The 25081-nt window shown below is 44.9% G+C and carries 19 protein-coding genes and 2 pseudogenes; 3 read left to right on the top strand and 18 right to left on the bottom strand.

Annotation, left to right across the window (positions count from 1 at the left end; genetic code table 11):
- Positions 1-1053 precede the first annotated feature (1053 nt).
- Positions 1054-5028 (bottom strand): autotransporter domain-containing protein, encoded by a 3975-nt coding sequence (locus tag LKE88_RS02510; RefSeq protein ID WP_276802653.1) that lies wholly within the window; start codon positions 5026-5028, stop codon positions 1054-1056.
- A 285-nt stretch (positions 5029-5313) separates the two neighbouring features.
- On the opposite strand from LKE88_RS02510, the pseudogene LKE88_RS02505 reads away from it, so the two are divergent.
- A pseudogene (locus LKE88_RS02505) lies at positions 5314-5895 on the top strand (IS256 family transposase); the annotation flags it as partial.
- 125 nt (positions 5896-6020) lie between these two features.
- Here LKE88_RS02505 and LKE88_RS02500 read toward each other — a convergent pair.
- Both LKE88_RS02500 and LKE88_RS02495 read right to left on the bottom strand, forming a co-directional pair.
- Positions 6021-8534, bottom strand: coding sequence for a hypothetical protein (locus tag LKE88_RS02500; protein ID WP_276802651.1), 2514 nt, complete (start codon positions 8532-8534; stop codon positions 6021-6023).
- A gap of 55 nt (positions 8535-8589) precedes the next feature.
- Complete coding sequence (locus LKE88_RS02495) at positions 8590-9855, bottom strand: hypothetical protein (RefSeq protein WP_276802650.1); 1266 nt, start codon at positions 9853-9855, stop codon at positions 8590-8592.
- A 246-nt stretch (positions 9856-10101) separates the two neighbouring features.
- On the opposite strand from LKE88_RS02495, the gene LKE88_RS02490 reads away from it, so the two are divergent.
- Positions 10102-10440 carry a transposase gene (locus LKE88_RS02490; protein ID WP_074503393.1) on the top strand — a complete coding sequence of 113 codons (339 nt, stop codon included), beginning with the start codon at positions 10102-10104 and terminating at the stop codon, positions 10438-10440.
- Positions 10424-10690 (top strand): hypothetical protein, encoded by a 267-nt coding sequence (locus LKE88_RS02485; protein WP_143742773.1) that lies wholly within the window; start codon positions 10424-10426, stop codon positions 10688-10690. The genes LKE88_RS02490 and LKE88_RS02485 overlap by 17 nt, the downstream gene beginning before the upstream one ends.
- 534 nt (positions 10691-11224) lie before the next feature.
- On the opposite strand, the gene LKE88_RS02480 is transcribed toward LKE88_RS02485, so the two are convergent.
- The 15 genes and pseudogenes from LKE88_RS02480 to LKE88_RS02410 form a co-directional block, all read right to left on the bottom strand.
- Positions 11225-12796, bottom strand: coding sequence for a recombinase family protein (locus tag LKE88_RS02480; protein WP_118286943.1), 1572 nt, complete (start codon positions 12794-12796; stop codon positions 11225-11227).
- 26 nt (positions 12797-12822) lie between these two features.
- Positions 12823-13593, bottom strand: a complete 771-nt coding sequence (locus LKE88_RS02475; RefSeq protein ID WP_255668179.1) for a recombinase zinc ribbon domain-containing protein — start codon at positions 13591-13593, stop codon at positions 12823-12825.
- Positions 13594-14400, bottom strand: a pseudogene (locus LKE88_RS02470) (recombinase family protein); the annotation flags it as partial.
- Positions 14401-14559: 159 nt separating this feature from the next.
- Positions 14560-15378: an acyltransferase family protein gene (locus tag LKE88_RS02465; RefSeq protein WP_276802645.1), complete on the bottom strand. Its 819-nt coding sequence runs from the start codon at positions 15376-15378 to the stop codon at positions 14560-14562.
- A gap of 208 nt (positions 15379-15586) precedes the next feature.
- Positions 15587-17164, bottom strand: a complete 1578-nt coding sequence (locus LKE88_RS02460; RefSeq protein WP_118286940.1) for a recombinase family protein — start codon at positions 17162-17164, stop codon at positions 15587-15589.
- Positions 17149-18912 (bottom strand): recombinase family protein, encoded by a 1764-nt coding sequence (locus LKE88_RS02455; RefSeq protein ID WP_231086944.1) that lies wholly within the window; start codon positions 18910-18912, stop codon positions 17149-17151. Before LKE88_RS02455 ends, LKE88_RS02460 begins: the two co-directional genes overlap by 16 nt.
- Before the next feature lie 43 nt (positions 18913-18955).
- Positions 18956-19132: an SHOCT domain-containing protein gene (locus LKE88_RS02450; RefSeq protein WP_199614623.1), complete on the bottom strand. Its 177-nt coding sequence runs from the start codon at positions 19130-19132 to the stop codon at positions 18956-18958.
- On the bottom strand, positions 19122-19529 hold the full coding sequence (locus tag LKE88_RS02445) for a DUF2116 family Zn-ribbon domain-containing protein (protein ID WP_231086942.1): 408 nt from the start codon (positions 19527-19529) through the stop codon (positions 19122-19124). Before LKE88_RS02445 ends, LKE88_RS02450 begins: the two co-directional genes overlap by 11 nt.
- Before the next feature lie 56 nt (positions 19530-19585).
- On the bottom strand, positions 19586-21940 hold the full coding sequence (locus tag LKE88_RS02440) for a DNA polymerase (RefSeq protein ID WP_276802641.1): 2355 nt from the start codon (positions 21938-21940) through the stop codon (positions 19586-19588).
- Positions 21941-22000: 60 nt separating this feature from the next.
- Positions 22001-22189, bottom strand: a complete 189-nt coding sequence (locus LKE88_RS02435) for a hypothetical protein (RefSeq protein ID WP_276802639.1) — start codon at positions 22187-22189, stop codon at positions 22001-22003.
- A 12-nt stretch (positions 22190-22201) separates the two neighbouring features.
- On the bottom strand, positions 22202-22765 hold the full coding sequence (locus LKE88_RS02430) for a DUF2815 family protein (RefSeq protein WP_105325846.1): 564 nt from the start codon (positions 22763-22765) through the stop codon (positions 22202-22204).
- Positions 22766-22778: 13 nt separating this feature from the next.
- Positions 22779-23909 (bottom strand): DUF2800 domain-containing protein, encoded by a 1131-nt coding sequence (locus LKE88_RS02425; RefSeq protein ID WP_276802636.1) that lies wholly within the window; start codon positions 23907-23909, stop codon positions 22779-22781.
- Complete coding sequence (locus tag LKE88_RS02420) at positions 23899-24210, bottom strand: rRNA biogenesis protein rrp5 (RefSeq protein ID WP_276802634.1); 312 nt, start codon at positions 24208-24210, stop codon at positions 23899-23901. Before LKE88_RS02420 ends, LKE88_RS02425 begins: the two co-directional genes overlap by 11 nt.
- Before the next feature lies 1 nt (position 24211).
- Positions 24212-24403 (bottom strand): hypothetical protein, encoded by a 192-nt coding sequence (locus LKE88_RS02415; RefSeq protein WP_105325849.1) that lies wholly within the window; start codon positions 24401-24403, stop codon positions 24212-24214.
- Positions 24404-24670: 267 nt separating this feature from the next.
- Entirely contained in the window at positions 24671-25045 is a 375-nt protein-coding gene (locus LKE88_RS02410; RefSeq protein WP_276802633.1) for a hypothetical protein, read from the bottom strand.
- Positions 25046-25081: the final 36 nt, after the last annotated feature.

The raw sequence follows: 25081 nt of genomic DNA, 5'->3' as shown, positions 1-25081 counted from the left end.
AAACTTCTATCGGCACCTACCGGTGCCACTTCCTACACGTTTGCAGGAAGCGTTCTTAGTAAGTACTGGTCATCTTTATATCAGCACTATATTTTAGATTATACTTGACCCGTGGCGGTCTGAAAGCCTACCACAAGCGTGTGGTAGGTGTCAGCCCGCAGGGATGACGAAGGAAGTTTAAATGCATATTTTATACTCGATGTAAAGTATAATAATATTGCTATTCTACATTTTTTAAACTCTCTTCGTCACCTTCCGGTGACACCTCTCGAGTGGTTCGCCGTGCTCCAATCAGCAGCGTCCTCACGGACTTGCTTCTTGGACGGCTATCACATGGCTCGCGTGTACCAAACAGCTTATAGAATACTTGCGACGCTGTTTGGACGCGACCGCAACATTTGGTTGAGGAAATCAATTAGGCACCACTACATTTCTAAACTTACTTTTTACTGAGCACAATGTGGGGGTATATAAGCAGGATAAAGTATATTATTATTGCGTATTTTCTCTAGAAGTTGACCTCGCACGCAGGGAGTCGTATCCACCATTCAAGGCTTTAGCCGCAGAAGGGTGGAATATACGACCCCTGTGATAGCGGCCTGTGAATCGAGTCCGAAGGACGATGATGAACAGCAAGCCGCGAACCACTCCGGGCGCAGGTGGCATCCGCCCTTCCCGTCGCACGGAGTGCGACACCCTCCCCATAAATGTTGAGGGCTATTAGACGGAGAGTGCTCCTCTATCGGCGCTTTGCGCCGTTTCCCCCAATTGGGGGAAAATTTGTCCCCTTTTGGGGCTAGTGCGGACCGTTAGGTAGCTCAACGACGGGAAATTTGCCCGTGGGCAAATTTTTGCTGTAGAAAACTCTGTACCAGATTTTTGGTCGTGCGGTCAGCAGGGGCTAGTGCGTACTGGATCCATCCGCCTCCCTAACGTCAGGCACCTTCCCGCAAACTAAACCAAAAAGAGCAATCACAGATGGGGCTGTGACTGCTCTTTTTGGTTTTTCATATATGGGAAGTGCACTTTCCCCGAAGGGAAGGGGAAAGCCTATTAGAACTTGTACCGCAGGGCCAGGCTCCATACGTTGCTGCGTACGTCGCTGCCTTTCTGGTACTGGTAGCCCAGGCCATAGGTCATGGGGCCGTGTTCTGCTTCGATGCCCAGGCGGCCGTAGAAGCTGCCGGAGTCGGATACGTCGTAGCCGAAGGTGCTGGAGGAACCGTTCAGGTTCAGGCGTTCGTCGCTGTTGCGGTCACCCAGGGTCCACAGGTAGCCTGCTTCGGCAATGGGTTTCACGTTCCAGCCGTCCATCGCAAAGTCTTGGGTATAACGCAGGCCTACGGGGATCAGCCACAGGTTGGCGTTGTCGCTGTCGTGGTGGATGCCCAGGCTGTCGGTGTAGTTGCCGTAGTCCAGGTGGGCGTACCGTACACCTGCATACGGGGTCAGGGTGCCGTCGCCGGCTGCGAAGTCGTGTTCAGCCCGTACGCCGGCGGTGTAGGCGTTGGAGGAAACGTCGCCGGTAATCTCGCTGCCGCTGTTGTACTGGCTGAGATCGTTCTTGCCATGCAGCCAGGAGATGTCGCCCAGGTAGGAGGTTTGGCCTCTGCGTACTCTGCCGTACAGGCTCAGGCCGTAGTAGTCGGCATCATTCTTGGTGGAAGCGGTATCGGTATTGCCGGAGAAGGAGCCGTCCATGTAGGTCAGGGCTGCACCGGCAACCACGCCATTCTTATGGTACAGGTCGGAACCTACTACCACGCCGTTGTACTGGGCATCGTAGTCTGCACCGGACAGGCCGTCCACAGCCAGGCCGCGGATGTTTTCCTTGTCATGGATGTAGTGAGCCCACAGGTCTTTATCCAGGGTGGTGTCTTTGACATCAGCCAAGTGGTTGGCAACGGCGCCGGTAAACAGGTTACCAGCAGTGTACAGACCATGCTGAACGCCAGCCAGTTCGGTGAGGGAGGTGGCGCTGTTCAGGGCGTTTACCTGAGAAGCGGTGGTGCTGTGGACGTCGCTATTGGCCGCATTGCCAAACAGGGTACCAGCGGCGCCGCCAGCAGCTACAGCTGCGGAAACTACGTTAGCTGCGTTCAGGGCATTGCCATAAACGTCAGTGGCGTCCTTAGCTTCGGCGGTAACGGAGTACTGGGTATCGCCGTTGCCTTCAGCACCCACGAATTTCAGCAACTGGTTATGGGTGAATACGTTGCTGGTGGTGTCGGCATTGGCATCGGCGTACCAGGCGTTGCCGGATTTGACGCTGGAACCAGACAGGATGTTATAGGTGGTGCCTGCGGTGGCGCCGGAAATGTAGAGTTTGGCAGAATCAGAAACGCTGGTGGTAGAAACACCGGTGATGGCTGCGGTATTGCTGCCGGATACGGTGCTGCCGCTCACCATCAGGAGGGAATTGTCTCCCATGGAGAAGGTGCCGGCGGTACCAGCCTTGGTATTGTCAGCCGTGCTGCTTACCACGATGCTGTTATTGGTCAGGTCTTGGCTGGAAGCCAGATACAGGGCGGACAGGATGCCGGAAGAGCCCCAGGACAGACCCGTTTCCTTGAACATGTTTTCAGCAGCGGTGGTATCCTTGGAACCCAGGGTCAGGGTGGAGTTTTCACCTACTACTACGTTGGTGCCATCCAGGGATTCGATGGCTACTTCCGTACCGTCAATTTGTGTACCTCCGTTCCACACAGGATCCAGGTACAGGGTGCCGCCGTTCAGGCTGACTTTGTCGGCCGTCAGAGTAGCTGCGGTGGTGCCGGTGCCCAGGTTCAGGGTGGTGTTGGCAGTGCCGGTAATGGTACCTGCCACAGCTACGTCGCCAGTGATGGTGGAGGTGCCAGAAGTAGTCAGGTCTTTGGCAAGGGTCAGGGAACCCGTGTTTGCAGCGATGGTGGAGTCGGTCAGGCTTACATTGCCTTCCACCGTAGTTTGGCCGTTGGTGGTTACGGTGCTGTTGGTAGCAGCTACAGAAGCGTTTACGTTCAGCGTCTGGTCAGCAGTAACGGCTGCGTTGCCGATGGTCAGAGAGCTGCCGTCCGTCAGAGCTACTTCAGCACTGCCGTTAGAAGAAGTGGTGGTGATAACGTCCGTGGTACTGCGGCCGCCCAGGGTCAGGCTTTGGCCGCCGGTAACGGTAACACTGTCAGCAGAACCCAGGTCCAGGGAAGCAACGCTGAAGCCGCGAGAAACGGATGCAGCGCCGTCTTCTGTAGTGGTGCTGCCGATAACCAAATCTTTGTTATCAGTATTTACAGTAACGCTGTCCAACGCAGCCGTGTTGCCGATGGTGCTGATAGCATCGGTGGAAAGGGTATTGCTGACACCAGTAGTATCTACCAGGTTGCCGGTCATGACGAGAGCCGTAGTAGAGTCGGCCAGGCCGTCCATGACGCCTTGGATATTGGTCAAATACGTATAGCTGTAGTCATCACTCAGGGACAGGGTACCAGCCTTGAACTTGACAGAAGCATCCGCAGTGCTTGTCAGCGCATTTTCCCCTGCTGTTTTTTCTGTGGTATCCGTATCAGTAAAGATCTGGTTAGCCGTGGTGGCCAGGGTTGCGGTGCCAGCCAGGGTAACTTTGCCGCCGCCCGTGATGGAATCAGCAAGCTTGGTCGCGGTTAAGGTACCGCCGTTCAGGGCAACACTGCTGTTTGCATCCACATTGACTTTGCTAAGGGCCAGGCTATCGCCGCCCAGGGTAACGGTGGAACCGTTCGTGGACGAGACAGTGCCGCCAATGGTAGCGTTGGCAGCCGTAACGGTGGAGGCGTCTGCAGACAGGTCGCCGGTGAGGTTCAGGGCGCCTTCAGCGTTAATAGAACCGCCGTCTTTCAGGGTTACATCCTGTGCGTTGACGGTGGTACCGGCAGCGGTAACAAGATTGCCTGTAGAGTTTACGATAGTATGATTATATGTTTTATCAAAATAAGCAAGGTACGTCGAAGTATGTAATACACTGCTGTCATCTGGGTCGATTGTGCTTTCAAGATTTTCCAGCTTCAACTTGTCATACATATTGTCTAGCGTAACATTTTTTAAGTTCAGCGTGCCCGCTTGAAGGTCATATTTGTTGGCCCAATTCAGATCTTGATTTAGATTAACCGTACCAGCTTGTTGGGTGAACGTACCATAATATCTGTTGAGGCTGCTATTAATAGTCAGGGTACCGTTCCCCTTCTTGGTGATAGCTGGCTCGGGGACATCTGTTCTGCCGTCAACCACGATGGCACTGGAAATAGAGTCTTCTGTTGCAGTAGCAGGCGTTTCGTTGCCGACAGTTATCGATGCACCATCATAGGTATTAAAAGTTGCATTTCCGTAGGCAAAGAGCGATAAAAAGCCGCCGCCAGAAGGAGCGATGGCCTCTCCAGCATATTCATCAAACTTGTTATAGTCAGCTGTATTCGTTAAGATAATATCATTGCCAGTATAAGAAACAGTTTTATTTGTTAAGGCGTAGAAAGAAACAGAACCTGGAACAAGGTAGTTATATGTTTTGCCATTATATTCTATAGAATTGCCATTGTAATGGGTAGCAACCGCACCACCATGAGCAAAATCAACACTGATAGCTTTATTATTTGTAATCGGTTTATTTACAAATAGTACATTAGAACCCTTTAAAAATACTCCGCCGCCTTCAGCACGATATTGAGCACCTTTAACAGTATTTCCGGAAACCTCCCCATTAATGATAACAATCGTCTGTACTCCCTTCAGTGCTGTGGTACTAAAAGCACATTGTGGAAAAATACCGCCACCTGTGGCGGCATCTGAATCACCGGTATAATTCTCTGTACTTAAAGTATTGTTCATAATATTGCCATATCTGTATTGTGCTGCTGTTGGCGTCAGATTGTGGAAGTAGTTAGCCGTTTCAGTCGTACCCACCACATTCACAAGGTCTGCCGCCTGGGTAATTCCGTTCACACCAAAGGTCAAACCTGCAGCAACAATTCCCAACAAAATTTTTGCTGACAACTCAGATTGTTTTTTCGTTTTCATCATCTTCCCACTCCTTAATACTGAATTTGAGGATTGCGATGCCAGCCTGGATGTTACCCCATCCAATCCTACCCTGTATTTGATACAATACAACGATAATCCGGATTTTGCACACCCCCGTGTGCAAAATATAGGATATCATGGAAAAATTCAGCGACATTGATATAACCTATTTACATCATTGATTCTTATATCGTATCTGGATCAAAAAATGAAACAGACAAATTTATATAAAAGTTATACATTACATCAGATGCTTGACTGGATTGTCAACACTTAGTCGGACAATCCAAATACTGGCGGGGTGTTCTGAACGGTCTTAAGAACCGTGGCGTGCAGGATCTTCTTATCCTCTGCTCGGACGGACTCACAGGGCTTAAGGAAGCGATTGCTGCAGCCTTCCCAAAAACAGAACACCAGCGCTGTATTGTGCATATGGTACGTAATACCCTTAAATATGTAGCCAATAAGGACATGAAGAATTTTGCCAGAGATCTTCGGACGATCTATACCGCTCCTGACGAAAAAACTGCTGTCAAACGGTTAGAGGAAGTAGATAAGAAATGGACGTCCCAGTATCCAGCAGCCATGAAACGGTGGCATGATCACTGGGATGTCATAACACCAATCTTTAAGTTTTCGATAGACGTTCGTACAGCTTTCTATACAACGAATACCATTGAGAGTTTAAATTCTTCCTACCGCCGTTTAAACCGTCAGCGAAGTGTTTTCCCAAGTTCACAAGCTCTGCTCAAGGCTTTGTACCTGTCCACTTTCGAGGCTGCCAAGAAATGGACTATGCCACTTCGGAATTGGGGAAAGGTAAGAGGTGAACTGGTCATTATGTACGCTGACAGATTACTGGCATGATAGCCCTAACGAAATGACGATTTATTAATTCTTTATTAACTATCATAGAAGACCTTATTTACAGACTTTTATTCATAGCCCCAAAAATGTTTGACTAAGCATTGACAATCTACAATATATTAGTGTTAATTTATAGTATTTAATCTTTCTAATTTAAAATTTGCTTCAGAAAGTGCATTAATCCAAAGTGTAACCATTTGATAAATTTGCATTTTAAGCCCTTCACCTGAAGATATATCTTGAGATACAAAGCTTACTTTTTTCATCTTATCATAAATTTTGCGCCGTTTATATTCATACCGAAAAAGTATATTTAATTCTTTTTCCGAAAAAGGATTGTTATCAATTTTATTATCAACATATAATATATCATATTGTATTAATAAAATTGCTTCTGGAATATTTTTAACATGATCTCTATAAAAATTTCGTGGTCCTTCTTCCATTTTTTCCCATTTCAAGGAAGTGTTATCTCCTGTAACAACAATAGCTTCATCCAACGCATTAAATTTATTTCTTAGTAATTCCGCTATTATATCGACTTTTTCACTAAAAATGGCATCATGCATCATATATCTTAAAAATAATTTTTCATCAAGATGAAGTTTTAACTGCTCTTTAGGTGGTAAAAAAGATTGTTCCCATTTTTTAGCCTTAGTTAACATACTCATGTCCATAATTGCCTCTACAGATCTGGATTCATGTTTATATTTTGGTATTTTTAGCATCGCTCTAAGGACACCATTATCAATCTGTGCAATTCCTTTTTCGTTAACCAAGTGAGGAAACTTTTGTTCAAGTAATGATCTTATTAACATTGCTCGTCTAATCATAAAAAACTGATCAAAACTATTCACTTGATTGGGTCCAAGTATATTAATATACCCTCTTAATCTACTAATAAAATCAGGTCCCTTACTATCTCTAAACTTATTCAAAAATAGTTGTTTTTCTTTTTCAATTTTAATTTCTTCTCCACAAAATTCAGAAAAGGAGCTACTAGTCCCTCCAACAAAAACGAATATAGCTTTCCCAATAGGGTGAAACCCTTCTTCATCTTTATAGACACCATCTTGCATTGGTGATAAAAAATATTTTAACCATCCCCAGTTTTCATGAAAATAGGAATCAAATTCATCAAAAATAACAAACGGTATTTTTCCTTCTAGATTAGAATCACTTATTTGATGAAATGCTTTTTGTAACTCTAAGGATGTCGAAAACTGAGAAATATTATAATCCACTTTTTTTATACTTTCAGAAAATTTACTAATAGCCATTTGATTTAAACCATAAGATTTGCCAGATCCAGGAGTGCCAAATATTGCAATAGATAGGGGTCTATTGGCATTTTTTGATGAAATATATTCTGAAATTAAATTCTGTATTGTATGATAGCTTTCAATTTCAATTCTATCTATTGTTTTTAATTTTCCAAATTTAGCAGTAGGTATATGCATTAAAACATTTTCTTCTCCATTTTTAACTAAATCAAATGCCATTTGTGCAATACTAGCAGAGCTTTTCTCTTGTAAAATAGACCAACTATCTTGATATTCTTTATTTAAAACATTGGGTATTTTTACATCTTGTACATATTCAAAAACAGGATCTGTAATCAAATTTTGTTCAAATATGCGCGCATTTGGAAAAGAATCACTAATCACCTTTGCACCAAATCCATAATAAAAATATTTTCTCATGGCACTCATGCCTTCACGAATTCCTTGGAAAATTGAAATTACAAGTTCTTCTACTCTATAGTCTAAAAATGCCGCCGAAAAGCCGGCCACAAAAGCCGAAACTATTCCATACATTTCTCCGCAATTATTATTTCTAAAATCTCCCTCAAACTCATATGGCAAAAAACATAAAAACGATTGATGCATATCATCATTTTCACAATAAATAACCCCCTCTAATCCAAAAAGAACAATAAGATATTTACACTTTAATAAAAACGATAAGTTAGGGTTGTTTTTCAGCTGCCACGTAAAATCAAGTGCCGTTTTTTCCCAAGATATACTTTTACTAATATTAACGCCCTTTGAACGAAGATTATCAGCATTAATAATAACAATAGTTGTATCATTATGATATCTAACTAAGTGTTGCAGCAGCGGATTACCTTCTATCGGATTATCCATTTTATAAAAAACAAGCGGGGTTGTTTTCGTACTTTGAACCGCTACAGGCCAACACTCATTATTTTGATTGAATCCATTATTTTCATCATCAATGACAACAATGGAGGCATCAATCGCATCTTTTTCTAATGGTACCATTGCCATGAACTCATCTGATACCTCTGAAACCCCCATAAATCTACTAACTCTGTAAACTTTGGATTCCCCTTCATTAACAGAACGAGGATATGTTTTGATTTCAATAAATGAATACAAAAAACAATCACTCCCTAAATGAATACCTTCAGGAATAGTGGGAGAAATAACCTCTTGCTTCGTTGCCAAGACAATCATCTTTGCTAAAAGGAATGTGGCTCCGGGTATATACACACGGCGTAAATGAATGTTATTCTCCCAATTCATTTTTTTTTCTTCTTGAGGAAATATATTCCAAAGTAATACATTTATGCAGGTATCTCCCATAACAACAATTTTATTTTTTTTGTTTTTCATATGGTTTTTCTCCCTAACGTACAAATATAGTGTTTTTTAACAAATAATTGTCATCTTATCTATAATTTTTATCATCATTTTTTTTTAATCTATCCATTAATTTTGACCATACAATTTGAGTTTGTTTAAAATCCTTATAATGCTTTTTTACATGTAAATGAAAATAGTCAAATTCATCTAAAATGATTCTAAATTTCTCTTCATTAAAGTAATTACATATACATGGCACAACTTTTTCAAGCTTTTTTTCAACTATATTAATTTCATTTTTATAATTTTTATTTTGTGTTACATAAAGTAAAAGTGGTTTATACCGAATCCATCCAATAGATGCATTCAAAAATCTTTGAGTAATATCTTCTGAATTAGCTTGCATAATTTTTAAATTACTGGGCAACGAACCAAAAAGCAACTGTTCACAGGACAAAAAACTATCATGAAACATATAACAAGGGATTTTTTTGACAACTCGATTGCAAATGCACGTACTTAAAAATGTATCTTCTCCTCTTGCTCCTGGAGGATTATAAAATGGAAATATTCTATCAATTTGTTTTAAATTAAAACCTAAGTTAGAACCAGAAATAAATTTCATTCCATTATTTTCCTTAACCTTTACTGTTCTATTATTTATATCTATATTGACGTTTGCATACGTAATTCCACCACTATCCATTTTTGTTTTTACAGATTGCCAATTAATTATATCGTTGCTTACTGCTTCAACAAAAACACGAAATTTTTTTTTCGAAAGTTCAGAATTAAATTTTATTTGTGGAATTGGCGAAATATATCCGCAATGATACCCGTGTGTTATGTCTGCATACATAAGATTTTTAATATGTGTCAATAACACATTTTCGCCCTTCCATAAAATAGTATTATTAATTTTTATATTGGCTACCGGATATTCATCATCATCAAAAAAAACAAGATAATCAATTTTCCTTTTTATCGCAAAATATAAAACTGCGTTTCTTTTCATTGCATACCCACGACCAAATATTAATTTAGCTTCATCTAGAGTAATAATATCTTTTTCTACCAACATTTTTATTTCATTTGAAACTGTATCTTCATCTAAATAATAAATATAATCTAACATTTTTAATATTTGGAGATCAGTAATAGTATAATCATCTATAGCCGTGTTAGTATAACTTAAATCATATGCAATAAATAAATGAATTGCAATATTGGGATTATGTATTAATCCAGATTCTTTCCAGTTATTTACATACATTTTTATTAAATTTTTAAAATGCTTACGTCCTGTCACAAAACCAACCCCAATATTTATTTTTTTTTCTCTACTCTCCAATTAAATACACCTCTAATTATTTATTAAAAAAAAACACTTTAATAAAAGTGGTTTATACCAAATATGTCCATTTTTATTTTTTACAACTACGAGACTACCAATTTACAACATGTAGACTACGATTTCTAGAAATAAAACCCGATATTAGTAGGTAGCAGTCTATAATGGGCCCAAGGATTTAGACCAGTACTGAAAAATTCAAGAGTGCATGATATAGTATAGGTAACAAAATAGGAGGCTGCCGTCATGCTAAGAAAAAAGTACACTGCTAAGTTTAAAACAAAGATTGTCTTGTCGATTCTTCAAGGCGACAAAGAATTTAATGTTATCTGTTCCGAGAATAGCCTGCATCCGAACATGGTCCGGAAATGGAAGCAAGACTTTTTGCAGAATGCCCATCTCGCCTTTAGCACAGATTCTGAGCGTAAGGCCGTTCAGAGAAAGGATAATGACCTGAAGAAAAAGAACGACCAGATGCTGAAGACCATCAGTCAGTTGACGTTGGAACGCAACTTTCTTCAGGATTGCTTTTGCCAAGCGGGAGAGACCGTCCCACGAATCCTAGAATATGATTCAAAGGGATAAGGGGCTCTCTATCCGTCGGCAGTGTGAGCTGCTGGGGCTGAATCGCTCCAGCCTATATTACATACTAACCAAGCCGGATGCGACAGTTGTCAAACTTGAGAAGACCTTAATGGCGCGTATTGATTATTGGCATACCAGATGTCCGCATCTTGGTTCTCGCAAGATTGTCATCAAACTGCAGGAAGATGGCTTTCCTATATGCCGCAAGACGGTACGCCAACTGATGCAGAACACGTTGAAACATAAGTAGATTAATCTATGGGGATTCAAGGATGCGAAGGCAATGAATGAGGAACATCTATTAACTTGTTCATTGCCATTATACCCGACGCAGGACCCATTCCTGCAATCATGGACAATCTTCTTATGTTGCCAGAATATCAGCCTAAGGAAACTATCATTTAGTGTTACAATTTTCCTTTCCTACGCCATAGAAATATTAGCCAATTTCAGGTTATTACCATTAGCTATTTACAAAAAGAGCCACTTTAATAAAAGTGGCTCTTACCAAATATATTCCATTTTTATTTTTGTTAACTTTTTTTATATTTTCATTATATCACAAAATTTGTATAATATCAAATATATAATAAAGAATGTATGTGTCAAGAAGTTCTCGGTAAATTTTGTCAATTATATTGCATTTATTTTTCCATAGTTACATGAAACAGGCACTCTGCGACGTATGCAAAGCACCTATGAGTTTACATCTGTATACCCTACATCATCAAAATTTACATAATAAATCTTAAAAGTTATGCAAAAAAGCTAATTTCATCATTTTTTACACGCGTATTTCTGTCCCATCCTTAAATGTCACTCTGATATCCTCTTTGCCATAGACCGTAATATAATCGACCAGACTGCACCACAATCTCTCATCAAATTTTCCTATCAAGTTCTGGTCATTAAGATTATCAATGAAAATTTCCAATTGCTCATTTCTCGACCGACTATCTTTTATTTTTTCAGTAACTGCTTCGTATTGTTCCTTTGTTTTGTCATATCGCCTAACAAGGCTATTGTAGCGTTTCTGGTATTCCATCTGGTCTTGGGAAACCCGTGCATTTTTAGCAATACAAATTTCCGTCATATTGGTAAGCGCAATCAGGTCCTGATTCAGCCGTTCATGTTCGCTTTCAAGATTCGCCGTATCACACAATTGTTCCCGTATCATTTGTATATTGGAAATGATTTCGTCCTTATCCCCGACCAGTTTATTCACGGCTTTTATAAAAATGGCTTTGATATCGTCCTCGGTAAGGTGCGGCGTATTGCAGTGATACTTGAATTTATCATTGCAGCGGTAGATAGTCCTGCGGTATTTATCGTTGGAATGCCAGACTTTAGCTCCATACCAGCTGCCGCAGTCGCCACATTTTATCTTCGATGAAAAGATACTGACCCCGCTGTGCCGCTTGCCACCACGCCCACGTCTTTTTATTTCTTCCTGCGCCAAATCAAATACCTGCGGACTGACGATGGCTTCATGATCATTTTCCACATAGTACTGTGGAACCTCGCCCTGATTTGCTTTTGTTTTCTTGGTCAGGAAATCCACCGTATAGCGTTTTTGGAGAAGCGCATCGCCTTTATATTTCTCATTCGTAAGAATACTTCTGACAGTGCTTGGACTCCATACATCGCACCCCGCCGGAGTTTTAATACCCCGTTCCGTCAAATCACTAGCAATAAAGTGAAAGGTATATCCGCTAAGATACAGCCTGTAAATCAGTTTCACGGTCCTTGCCTGTTCCCTGTTCACAACCAGATTGCCGTCCTGCCCTTTGTCATACCCAAGGAACTGCTTGAATGGTACGCTGACCTTACCGTCGGCAAAACGCTTTCGTTGTCCCCATGTCGTGTTCTCGGAAATGCTCCGGCTTTCTTCCTGGGCAAGCGAGGACATGATGGTGATGAGCAGTTCGCCCTTGGCATCAAGCGTCCAGATATTTTCCTTCTCGAAATAAACCTCAATCCCCTTATCCTTAAGTTTTCGCACCGTTGTCAAACTATCCACCGTATTTCTGGCAAACCGGCTGACAGATTTTGTAATGATAAGGTCTATCTTATTATCCAGTGCATCCTTTACCATCGTATTGAATCCGTCACGGTGACGGGTATTGGTTGCCGAGATTCCTTCATCCGTGTATATGCCAACAAACTCCCAGTCATTCCTGCCCTTAATATACGAGGTGTAATAATCAACCTGTGCTTCATAGCTTGTCACCTGATCCTCATGGTCTGTCGATACACGGGCATAACCGGCCACTCTCCGTTTCCGGTGGCTATTGATGGGTTCTGCGGTGTAGCGACTGATGACTGCCGGAATGGTATGTACTCTTCGCGCTTCCACTATAGTTTCCACCTCCCTTCATGTATTCAGCAATTTCCCGTTTTAACCGGTGGCCAACTGCAGCTTTTTCTTCTGCCATCAGTAAAACAAAATGTCAGCTCATCAGTTTTTCCAGTTTCAATATGGTCTATCTGTTTTCGGAATGCGGCATCATCAAATGCTGGTAGGCCGAGCACCGTTGCTGCCAGCTGCTTCAATGGTTCCTCCCGTATACCCGGAACCTTGCAGGATTTCCCTGAAAGCTTGCATCGCCAGTAAGCAACTTTCCCGTTTTTCCGCTTATCCAGACAGCGTTTGAAGCAGATGTTACATTGAACGCATAGAATCCGATCTGTAAAAGCAGAATATTGCTCCGATTTACCACTCATTCGGTACCGCTTCGTCCAAACCCTTTGCTTGTCCTTGAGTTTTTCCGTCCAGTGATCCTTGTTTGCAGTTGATTCCCAGTGCCGGATAATTTTTCGGCCATCTTTCATGTTAAATACCATGACACGATATTCCGGCACAGTAATGGTATCAACTTTTTCAAGGAATATGTTTTCATCAAAAGCCTGCAGTCCAAGGACAGCCGTACATTCCCGTTCCAGCACAATTTGCGGGATAGTTCCTTTTGCGCCACAGTTTTTTCCCTTATATTTATGGGATGTGCATCCCCAGTACCCGATATGCCACCCTTTATATTTCCGTTTGCTACTGACATAACTTTTTCCACAAACGCCGCATTTGATTTTTCCTGTAAAACACGTCGTATGCAATGACTTATTGGCAAATGCCCCTAATTTGCACCGACGTGCCATTTCCTTCTGTACATAATCGAACGTTTTCTTATCAATAATAGCTTCATGAGTATTTTCGACAAAATACTTTGTTCTCTCGCCACGGTTTTTCCGTTTTTTTTTAGTAATAGGATCTTCTATATATGTTTTCTGAAGCAGGAGATTACCGGTATAGGTAATATTGGTAAGTACCTGCTTGATGCTGGGATCACCCCAGTTATTACCATGCCTAGTTTTGATGCCCTTCGCCGCAAGCTCCCGTCTTGTCTCAACCCGTGATTTTCCGTCAAGAAAATTTTGATATATTCGCTTTACAACAGCTGCTTCTTCAGAAACAATTACGAGTTTATCCCCTTCCCATCGATAGCCATATATAAAGAACTTTGCAGGCGGCATGCCCTGTTGGAACCGTTTCTGCACACGCCATTTTATATTCTCGCTGATGGACCGGCTTTCTTCCTGGGCAAAGGATGCAAGGATTGTCAGCATCAACTCACCTTCGCCGCTCAGAGTATGGATATTTTCCTTTTCGAACCACACTTCAACGTCAATCTCTTTCAAGTGGCGTACCGTGCGCAGAAGATCCAAGGTATTGCGGGCGAAACGCTGGATGGACTTGGTCAAGATAACATCTATCTGCCCAGCTTCGGCATCTTCTAACATCCGCTGGAATTCCTGCCGTTTCTTTATCCTTGTCCCGGAAATACCGTAGTCAGCATATACCCCGGCATATTCCCACTCCGGGTTCTTCTGTATGAGGCTGCTGTAATAGCTGACCTGTGCCGATAGGGAATGATGCATCCGTTCCGAGTCCACGGATACGCGGGCATAGGCTGCGACTTTTTTGCGCTGTCGGTTGCCTTAGAATATTTGATACAATTACACGATTATCCCCCTAAACTCTTGAACGATGCACCCTGGGGTGCAAAGTAAAATGCACCCCGCAAGTTATCATTTAAGCGATTTTAAAAGAATCATACTATTTCCTTATTCCCAAAAAATAATGCGAAACGGTATTTTAATAATGTCGCTTAATATATAGATATCCATAGAAAATAAACCAAGCTGAATCAGCCCATTGCGGAATATACCTGACTTTCCATCAACCCATTGGGAAAAGCGCAAACATAGTATTATGCCAGTAATAGATGTCAAAATTCGAAATATTGAATTTCCCCCATATAAAATTGAACAGATATTAACGACTGCAAATGCAAGACTTGCAATTAGGAGTACAGGCATTTTCAAGCCTACAATAAAATTTGGATAATCACGTCGAGCATAAATCCCTAAAAAAACGTACAGCATATTTGATGTCACTATTGGTAATAGAGGAGTAGTAACCGCTAAAAGCGATAAAATCGTCAATCCTAATTTAGATATCCGATATCCCGTAAAGCCAGCAACCATTGTAATAACAAACAATGCATATAAAAACCAAAGTTCTCCATCCGGATTAATGCCGATAATAATTTTCCATATTTGACTAAAGTCATAGGGTCTGTTTGCAAAAGATGACAATAAATATTTCATCGGTGCATAGCACAGACCTACAAATAAATATGGAACCAATAATCTGTGAAATCTTTTTTTCAAGCTGGCAGTTATGGTTTCCCCTTTTGCAATAATTTGTCTTCTTGAAATCAGATAACCAGAAATAAAAAAGAACAACGGCATATGAAAACTATAAATTACTGAATGAAGTATGCGCATATATGAACTGGAAATTCCAGTTGGTGCAGTAGCATCAGGAATACAATGACCCACTACTACCAAAATAATTGCAATTCCTTTAGCTATATCCAAATAATTTAGTCTTGTCTGTCTGTCTGTCTGTCTGTCTGTCTGTCTGTCTGTCTGTTAAAAGCGTGCTTCCGCTCATAGCATATGTCAAGTCCTTTCTGTCATTAACTTTATGTTTTCCGTTAATAAAATATTACCATAGAATGGGTATGTGCGGTACCCTGAACACGCAAAAACCGCTCTGCATTTCCATCCTGCAAAGCGGCTTCTTTTATGCCTTGATTTCCGTACCATCTTTAAAGACCACGGTGATGTCCTCTTTATTTTTTACTACTATTTTATCGACCAGTAAACACCAGAGTGACTGGTCAAATTCGGTGAGCAGGCTATCCCGACCTTTCAGTTCCTGAATGAACCGTCCAAGCTGCTCATTCCGATCCTGGCGGTTTTCAATCTTCTCACACAGTTGTTCGTACTCAATTTTCATTGCATCATAGCGGCTGATGATGTCATCATACTGTTTTTGGTACTCTTCCTGGTTCTGCGCCACCCGTGCATTCTGTTCCACAGCATTCTGGGCCATTTCCACCAGGATGCCGATTTCCTTCTGCATGGCATCTCGTTTGGCTAGAAGGTCTCCGTTGTCACAGATCACCTGCCTAGCATCCTCGATGGTTTGGATGATCTCATCCTTCTCTGTAATCATCTTGTTCATTGCCCGGACGAAGTACATCTTGATTTCCTCTTCCGTCAGATGTGGTGTCCTGCATCCAGTCTTGTTGCGGAACTTGTTGTTGCACTGATAAATGATCCTGCGGTACTTGTCATTGGAGTGCCAGACCTTCGCACCGTACCATCCTCCGCATTCAGCACACTGGATTTTGGTGGAAAAGATGCTGGTACCACTAAAGTACTTCCGTGCTTTATTTCTACGTTTCAGTTCCGCTTGCACCATTTCAAAGGTCTGAGGTTCAATAATGGCTTCATGGTCATGCTCTACATAGTATTGGGGGACTTCTCCTTCGTTGATTTTCGTTTTCTTTGTAAGAAAATCAACCGTATAGCTTTTTTGTAGAAGTGCATCTCCCTTGTACTTTTCGTTTTGAAGGATACTGTAAACCGTACGTGCACTCCATTTGGATTTTCCTCCTGGGGTTTTGAGTCCTCGTTTTGTTAGTTGCTTGGCAATAGTTGTTGTTCCCAAGCCTTCTAGGAAAAGCCTGTAGATGAGCTTGATCGTTGTTGCTTCTTCTGGTACAACTACTAGCCCACCGTTCGGTCCTTTCTTGTATCCGAGGAAACGGCTGTAAGCAACGCTGACTTTGCCATCGGCAAACCGCTTCCGATGACCCCAGGTGACATTTTCTGAAATACTCCGGCTTTCTTCTTGGGCCAGGGAACTCATGATCGTCAGGAGCAACTCTCCCTTGCTGTCAAAAGTCCAGATGTTTTCCTTTTCAAAGTAGCACTCTATCTTGTGTTCTTTTAATTTCCGAATAGTAGAAAGGCTATCGACGGTATTTCTGGCAAAGCGGCTGACAGACTTTGTAATGATCAGGTCAATTTTTCCTTCCAGAGCATCATTGACCATTCGCTTGAATCCATCACGATGGCGGGTATTTGTACCAGAGATTCCTTCATCCGTATAGATACCTACAAATTCCCAGTCATCCCGCCCTTTGATATAGTTTGTATAATAATCGACCTGGGCTTCATAGCTGGTAATCTGATCATCGTGGTCTGTTGAAACCCGTGCGTACCCTGCTACTTTCCTTTTCTTCCGACTATTTATCGGAGATGATGTATAACGGCTGATTGTTGCCGGAATCGCTCTTACTGTTTTTTCCATCGATTATCCTCTCTCTTCCATTCTTCTTTCAGCGCAAGCATTATTTTTTTAGCCTCTGGGTCCTTGCGTTTTGCATATTGCATGATTTCATGCATATAAGCCCGATACGCTTCGCTATGACGGGTTCCCCGTTTTCTTTCTCTATATTGCCTGGTTTCCATATGGCCATCTTTAAAATGGAATGTTATCTCTCCATTCAGGACAACTGCTTTTTCAAGGGATTCATCCATTTTTTCCTCATTGAAAGTGTCCAGTCCCAGCACAGAAGCAGTTAGCTTTTTCATAGTACTGTCTTTGATGGCTTCATTACCACATATACCAGCACACCGCCAGTACCGTTCCTTTTTTCCATCAGAATATGTAGTTTGTTGGCTCCTGTAATTTTCCCCACATTTCCCGCATTTGATAAACCCCGTGAACTCATTGAATATCTTTCGATTGGGATTTGTGCTTTTTAGCTTATGTCTTTCTCCCCATTCCTTCCGGCGTTCACTAGTCCATGCGTCCTTCCGGGCAGTAGAAACCCATTGCCGTGTAATCTGCTCTCCATTTTTCATATGAAACACCATAACATGTGGCTCAGTGACTACAATTTTATCCACATGATTCAGAAAGATTTTTTCATCAAATTTGGAAAGCCCCAGAACTTCTGTGCATTCTTTAATAAGGACTTTCTGTGGGATAGCTCCCTTAGAACGGCAGGTTCTTCCTCTCTCTTTATGGGAAATACAGGTCCAGCAATCCTTATTTTTCCGTTTACTGCGAATATGCACAAAACTCTTCCCGCAGATTCCACACCTGATTTTGGTGGTAAAACAGCAGGTATCGATGGACCAGTTTGCTAAAGCCCCCAGTTCCCGCCGTCTTTCCCTTTCTTCCTGTACCTTTTTATAGGTTTCCATGGGGATAATGGCCTCATGTGTATTTTCCACAAAATATTGTGGGAGTTCTCCATGATTGATTTTGGTTTTTCCGGTGATGGGGTCTGCCAAATAGGCTTTCTGGAACAATAGATTACCGGTGTAAGTAATATTCTCTAAAATTCTCCGGACGGCCGAATTCCCGAAATGTTTCCCATTAAAGGATTTGATTCCCATTTCTTCCAGCTGCTTTTCCGTACTCTCGGCTGATAGGCCCTTCAAAAAGTTATCATAAATGAGCCTTACGATGGCTGCTTCTTTCGGTTCAACAACAAGTTGGTCATCGTTCCAGCGGTAACCGTAAATTCGGAATCGTCCATTGGGAATCCCTTTTGCAAACCGCTTCCGGGTTGCCCATTTGACATTTTCGCTGATGGAACGGCTCTCTTCCTGGGCAAAGGATGCCAGGATGGAAAGCATCAGTTCGCCGTCACCCGTAAGGGAGCGGATATGCTCTTTCTCGAACCGCACTTCTATACCCAGGTCTTTCAAATGCCGCACTGTCGTTAAAAGGTCTACCGTGTTCCTGGCAAAGCGCTGGATGGACTTTGTAAGGATAATGTCAATCTTTCCTGCTTCACAGTCTGCCAGCATCTGCTTGAATCCTTTTCGCTTGTCGATGGTTGTTCCGCTGATGCCGTCGTCTGCATAGACACCGGCAAATTCCCATTCCGGGTTTCTCTGGATCAGGCCGTTATAGTAGCTGATCTGAGCCGATAGGGAATGGTTCATCCGTTCCGACTCCACGGAGACCCGGGCATAGGCTGCCACTTTTTTTCTCCGCGTGATGGTCGGCATGGGCCGACTGACCCGCGTGATTTTCTTCATTGTATCAACTCCTTTTGCTACTATTACTCACTCTGAACCGGATTTATAGCAAGTCGATATCTGCTAATAATGGGCCGATCACAGGAGAATATTTATTCCGAATCTGCCGCTCAGCTTTTCCGTATTCAGCTTTTGTAATCAGGCCCTCCTGGAGCATTCCTCTGATGAAATGCATGGCGGCCAGGTACATCTTCTCCTGCTTCAACTGCTTAGCGTCCATCCTGGCCACCTCCGAACCTGTCTTTTACATAGCAAGTGTGGGAGCAGTATTTGCGCTGCCCATTCCCGTAGACGGTGAATGTCTTGTGGCAGCAAGGGCATTCCATCTTTCGTACGATTCTATGGTTCACCTTGTCCCGATGGCTGTTCCACCAGGCCATCCGGCAGGTATCGGAGCAGAACTTTTTCTCCTTCCGTTTGCCGTTCTGCTCAATGGGCTGACCGCATTGCAGGCAGTGATGGGCTTGTTCTGTTTCCGGCTCCTTGAGGGATAAAGGGTGTCTGCGGCAGTAGGATTTGACGGTATTCTCCGACATGCCTGTTTCTTTGGCGATTTTCCGATACCCGACTCCCTGGAGCCGCAGTTCCCGAATCTGTGCTTTCTGTATATCGTTCATGAATAAACACCTCCTGCTTACTAGCCACGGCAGGAGGTGTTTTCTGACGGTTTCGTTCAATCTTTCTGATAAAACTCACATTCATACCCATCCGCCCGGAGGATCAGACCTTCCGCCCAGGATGGGGTCCTTCCCATCTGCTGGCAGATGGCATCCACGCTTACGTCCTTGCGGCACTCGATGATCAGTTCATCGTGGACGTGGCCTACAATAGCACAGTGCCGCAGGGTCTGCATGGCATAGCATAGGATATCCCTGGCCGTTCCCTGGACGATGTTTTCCACAAACTTTGGTCCGTAGCTTTCCAATCGTTCCCATTTCTTAGTAGCTCCGATACCCTCATAGGTCACGGATTCCCCACCGAATTTATTCTCCCCGATCCGAGGCTTCACGTAGGAAAGCCGCCGCCCACTGGGGAGTTCGATGAACAGCATGCCGCTCTTACAGAGGAACCTGAGATTGTTGACCTGGACGGGGATCCGCTGCTTGATGGCGGTTTTCACAGCCTTATCCACCTGCCACCAGAAATCCACGATGTGGGGATTGGCGGCCCGCCAGGATTGGACCAGAGGTCCCAACTCCTCTTCCGGGATCCCCATATCCATGGCCCCCATGGCCTTCAAGGCACCCACGGAGCCGCCATAGCCGCAGTTATGCACCAGGCAGTCCGATACGGTAAAACGGTGATGGGGTCCGGCATTGAGGATGTCGTAGACCCTGGCCCGGGCAGGCGGATCTCCATACCGTATCACGATTGATGAGCACAATCTTCGAAGGTGGTACCCATTCTCCGCCGCTGTCCGAAACAGGACGGGTTCCTTCTTTTCCTCTACATAAACCGGGTGATCCGGGGTAGCCAGGAGACCTGCATACCGCATCACCTCTCTTTCGCCTCTGTAGACCACCCCATCATGGTGGACCCAGTTCTCTCCATCCCAAACCCGGTCTTCCGTGGTCATATTTTCAATGGGAATGAGGCCATGATCTGTAAGGACAAGCTGCCCTTCCGCGATACAGGCCAGTTCCGCGATTTTCCCCTTCTGGCGCAACTCCCCGTTCACTCCGTGTTTCACCACGGGCACTCCAAACATCTGGCTGGCCGTTGAGCAGTAGATGTCCTTCCCGGCTGCAAAGGCTGCGGCTTTCCACTTTTCCCCGGCCATCCAGGAAATGACCCTTGCCTCAATGGCCGAGAAGTCCGAGACCACAAACTTCATGCCCTCACGGGGCACAAAGGCGGTCCGAATCAGCTGGGACAGCACATCCGGCACAGAATCGTAGAGCAGCTCCAGGGCCTCGTAGTTTCCTTGCCGCACCAGATCCCGGGCTTCTGAAAGGTCCGGCAGATGGTTCTGAGGAAGATTTTGCAATTGTATGTGCCGCCCCGCAAACCGTCCAGTACGGTTCGCCCCATAGAACTGGAACATGCCCCGGGCCCGGCCATCCTGACAGGCAGTCATTTCCATGGCCTGGTACTTCTTCACCGAGGACTTGGCCAGCTTCTGCCGGAGCTGCAGCACACTGCGGAGAGGCTCCTGGGCAGTTTTCAATAATTCTTTCACCTCCTTTTTCCCCAGGGAGTCCGACTTTAGACCACGGGCTTCCAGCCAGCCCAGCATCTGGAGGACGGAGTTGGGATTCTCCAGTCCGGTCTTTTCCTTTAGAGCGGTCATCAGGCTCTCCCGGCTTTTGGCATCCATGGCCACCGCCTGCCGGGCCAGCTCCAGATCAATAGCGATTCCCCGGTCGTTGATTTCCTGGTCCTGATGGTATTCCTCCCACACCTGGTCTGGGACAGGATACTTTTGCAGCCTTTCCTGGATGGCCATTTCCACTTCCACATCCCGCTTGTTGTAGCTCTTGAAGAGATTCCATTTATCCGGGGCATGGCTTGGAAGGTTCCGGGTCCTGCCCCCGTTGGTCTTAGTTTCCTTGCAGGGCACGCAAAAGTAACGGATCAGGTCCCGCCCTTCCTTCATTTTCTGGTTGTCCAGGTTCAGCACCGCTCCCACTCCCTCCAGGGAAAGGGGCAGCCCCATATAGGCAGACCACACCATGGAACACTTCCAGCCGGCCGGGTTCAGGAACCGTGCACAGTCCTTAGAAAGCGAGTGCCGGTCATGGAAGGGATCCAGGCTCCTCCCCAGATCCGTGAGATACCGGGACAGACACGCCCGTTCGAAATTGGCATTGAAGGCCCACTTAGTGATGGAGTCATCGGTTAGCACATCCAGAATCTCTTCCGGAATGGTTTCCCCCCGGGCCAGATCGACCACTTGTACCTCTCCCCCATCCACCGCATAGCCAAACAGGAGGATAGCAAAATCCGGGGACTCGGCGTACTTATACACCCCACACTTGGCCAGGTTCACATCGCTGTAGGTTTCAATATCGATACTGATGGTTTTCATACGTTTCACCTCGAGAAAAGCGGCGAAGCACAAGGCCCCGCCGCCACCATTTACCAAGTCTTATTTCCGAAAGGATTCCATTTGTTTGCGATGATATTCTGCTTCCCGTTCTTCCCGATTCCGGGCCGCAATTTCATCCCGCTGGTCCTTTTTGATATCCGTGTAGATCATGGCCACGAAAAAGCCGCCAACACACAGGGCAACCAGACAGTACAGGCAATCCAGAATCAACTTCAAAATATTTTCCATTATAGTTCCTCCTTAGTCCAGGAAATCATCATCGTCTGCCGTAGCAAAGTCGTCTTCTGCCCGGGGTTTTCCGCCCAGAGGTTCCCCGTCACGAATCTTCTGCAGGTTGTTCAGGCCGCAGGCAATGCCCTTGTTGCCGTTGGAATTAAAGGCGTAGAAGTTGATGGAGGCTCTTCCATAGACCCCGCTGTACACTTCAGACCGTTCCAGAATCTGCTGACAGGAAGAATCTACGATGCCGGGCTTTGTGGCAGAATTGGCATTAATGAAGTAGCTGTCCTTGTAGGTATCATCCCCAGGCCGTTCCAGATCTCCGTCACGGAGCGGGTTCTTGATGGTTTCCAGCTTCGGCACGATGCGGCCGTTTCCTTTGAGCTTGCCCTGCCCTTCCTCATAGGCTGCTTGGATAGCCGCTTTCACCTTTTCCACAGTCTTCGTATCAGACTTGGGGATGATGAGGCTCACGCTGTACTTGGGGGTTCCTCCGTTGATGGATTTAGGTTCCCAGACGTTGGCGTAGGACCAGCGGGTATTTGCTCCGGTAATGACTTTGCAAGGGTTTACATAATGTTTCATTGTTCGTTCCTCCTTAATTTTCACTGCTAAAATCTTCTGCCGCGGTATACATAGCCGGGCGTTTGTCCGATTCCGGTACCAAGACCGGTTTGCCTTGGGGCTTTTCAATGAGGCCGGACAGAAGTTCATCAAACCTCCGTTTCCCCAGAAGGCGGGTCAGGGCCGTGATGCCCATGAGTTTCTTTTCGTAGGGAGAGTATCCGGCTTCTTCCACTTTGGCGGCTACCGCATCGTCATCTACATAACGGCGATTGGAGCGCCCTTCCACCAGTTTCCAGCCAGCCCATGCCTTGCCGGAAAGAGCCTGCTGCAAGGCATATTCCTTAATATCTCCCACCCAGGCTACAAGGTCATCGGCCTTTTCCAGCACTGCTTCCACTTCTGCGTCACAGAGAGTAGATGGCATGGCGAAGTCGTACCTGGCAAGTTCCAGGTTATACTCTGCCCGTTTCCGGCAGGTGGCCCTGATCTTGCAGAACCGGCAGTGCTCACCGGCTTTGTACTCCCCTTCGCCTTTAGCCGCCATGGCTGCCGTGGGTTTGAGGACTTTCTCCGCCCATTGAAACAGGTCGCCTTTGGTCATTTCGTAGGTGCTGACATTATCCCGTCTTGGCTGGAAGATGGTCATGGAGACCCTTTGGATATCGTAAATCCCGTCGAAGAGGTCCAGTGCCCCCAGGGCATAGCACATCATCTGGGGATTCTTCTCCGCACTGACTTCCACACCAAGCCCGTGCTTGTAATCGATGACGGTCAGGGTATCGTCCGCCACAATGACACAGTCTCCTGTACCGAACCCATCCGGCACCCATTTCGAGAAGTCCAACCGCTGTTCTACAAGGACGATGGGATCCTTGCACTCTTTCTTTGCTTCCGCAAGCCGCTCCATGACGAATTGGGCATAGTCGTCCGTGCATTCAGCCATTTCCTCGCTGTAATAGTCGAGGGTCCCCGTAGGGTTCTGGGCCTTCCTGCCCAGGGCTTCCTTCACCTTGTATTCGCAAAGGGTATGGGCATCCGTACCCTCCCGGGCAAAGTCGCTTGTGGTGTCCGGCCGCTTAGCACACTCCAACGCAGAAGGCGGGCAAGCCAGCCAGCGATAGCTGGACGAGGCGGAAAGAACCGCATGCTGCTTATCCGGCATGGCTGATTTCCTCCAGTTCCTTCATGAAGGCTTCATAGTCTTCCGGCTTTACGCTGGAGAGCTTTTCCGCCCCATATTTTTCGATGAGGGCTTTCACTTCTGCCGTGAATCCCTGACGGGACTTGTCAGCCGCCGTTTTCCTGACTTCTTCAAAAGAAAGGGCCTTCCGCTCTGGAATCACCTTTTCCGGTTCTGCTGTGCTATTGTTCATCTCGTTTTCCAGAGCTTCTACAATCCGCAGCAGGGTCTTTGTGCAATTGGCCATTTCGTTCGCCAGATTTTCAAGATTGTCCTTCGTCACCTTAGTTTCCTCCTTCGTTAATTTCCCTGATGGCCAGTTCCTCTACGGAGTCGCCTGGCACGATGATGGTTACTTTTTCCTTCCCACCCAGCAGGAACCGCAGAATCCGTTCCCGCACGGACACAGACCGTACGGCAGCGATATGCCCACCACCCTTTGCCGCAGAAACGCTGATGCTAACTCTTTGCTTCATGGCTTTTCCTCCTTTCTGAGGGTTAGTATCGTTTTCCCCTTCCACTCTTTAGCCTTGGGAGAGTGGATTTTCTGACGGTTTCCAAAAAACTTTAAAATTTTTTTCTGGCATATAAAAAGCCGGTATGAGAAGCTACTATGGCTCCCATACCGGCTAAGGTTTGTTATGATCGAGTTAGAGACAAAAAAAAATAAGAGGACCGTCACTTGGACGTTCCTCTTGCATCCTATATTCCTTAAGGCGGAATTCCTACTCCGCTTACTCTGCTTATTTAAAAAACAGGAAATAGATGATTGCCAGTATGACGACTGCCGTAATAATCATCGGCCACTTTACTCTTTTATTGAGCCGATGATGTGCATAAACGGCCCACGGTTCCCGATTCCCTTTCACATAGGCCTTTTCTCCAATATTCATTAAAATAAGTGCCGCTTTGTTTACCGTTATATCAAGCGAAGTAAAATATTCTCCAGCTCTTGTACGTAATTTTAGGATTTCTTCTTTATCTGCGGGATTTCTTTCAATCATTTCTTGCAAGTCTTTCTTATCCATCCCTGCAAAAAATAATTCCAATGCGGTACATGTGACATAATATCCCATATATTCACTTAGATCGATTTCTCTTTCTGTCCACTTTTCCATAAAAGCATCCCTTCCATATTCAGCAATCGGAAGCAG

The organism is Acidaminococcus hominis (assembly GCF_022484025.1).
Taxonomy (GTDB): Bacteria; Bacillota; Negativicutes; order Acidaminococcales; family Acidaminococcaceae; genus Acidaminococcus; species Acidaminococcus hominis.
The sequence above is the reverse complement of the archived record's forward strand: the minus strand, read 5'-3'. Positions and strand labels throughout refer to the sequence as shown.

Coding starts and splice junctions, on each gene's coding strand:
- LKE88_RS02500 (WP_276802651.1), bottom strand. CDS start 8,534: ATGAAAAACAAAAAAAATAAAATTGTTGTTATGGGAGATACCTGCATA.
- LKE88_RS02450 (WP_199614623.1), bottom strand. CDS start 19,132: ATGGACGCTAAGCAGTTGAAGCAGGAGAAGATGTACCTGGCCGCCATG.
- LKE88_RS02435 (WP_276802639.1), bottom strand. CDS start 22,189: ATGGAAAATATTTTGAAGTTGATTCTGGATTGCCTGTACTGTCTGGTT.
- LKE88_RS02475 (WP_255668179.1), bottom strand. CDS start 13,593: ATGGCACGTCGGTGCAAATTAGGGGCATTTGCCAATAAGTCATTGCAT.
- LKE88_RS02445 (WP_231086942.1), bottom strand. CDS start 19,529: ATGAACGATATACAGAAAGCACAGATTCGGGAACTGCGGCTCCAGGGA.
- LKE88_RS02485 (WP_143742773.1), top strand. CDS start 10,424: ATGATTCAAAGGGATAAGGGGCTCTCTATCCGTCGGCAGTGTGAGCTG.
- LKE88_RS02510 (WP_276802653.1), bottom strand. CDS start 5,028: ATGATGAAAACGAAAAAACAATCTGAGTTGTCAGCAAAAATTTTGTTG.
- LKE88_RS02410 (WP_276802633.1), bottom strand. CDS start 25,045: ATGGAAAAGTGGACAGAAAGAGAAATCGATCTAAGTGAATATATGGGA.
- LKE88_RS02490 (WP_074503393.1), top strand. CDS start 10,102: ATGCTAAGAAAAAAGTACACTGCTAAGTTTAAAACAAAGATTGTCTTG.
- LKE88_RS02440 (WP_276802641.1), bottom strand. CDS start 21,940: ATGAAAACCATCAGTATCGATATTGAAACCTACAGCGATGTGAACCTG.
- LKE88_RS02455 (WP_231086944.1), bottom strand. CDS start 18,912: ATGAAGAAAATCACGCGGGTCAGTCGGCCCATGCCGACCATCACGCGG.
- LKE88_RS02430 (WP_105325846.1), bottom strand. CDS start 22,765: ATGAAACATTATGTAAACCCTTGCAAAGTCATTACCGGAGCAAATACC.
- LKE88_RS02460 (WP_118286940.1), bottom strand. CDS start 17,164: ATGGAAAAAACAGTAAGAGCGATTCCGGCAACAATCAGCCGTTATACA.
- LKE88_RS02425 (WP_276802636.1), bottom strand. CDS start 23,909: ATGCCGGATAAGCAGCATGCGGTTCTTTCCGCCTCGTCCAGCTATCGC.
- LKE88_RS02415 (WP_105325849.1), bottom strand. CDS start 24,403: ATGAAGCAAAGAGTTAGCATCAGCGTTTCTGCGGCAAAGGGTGGTGGG.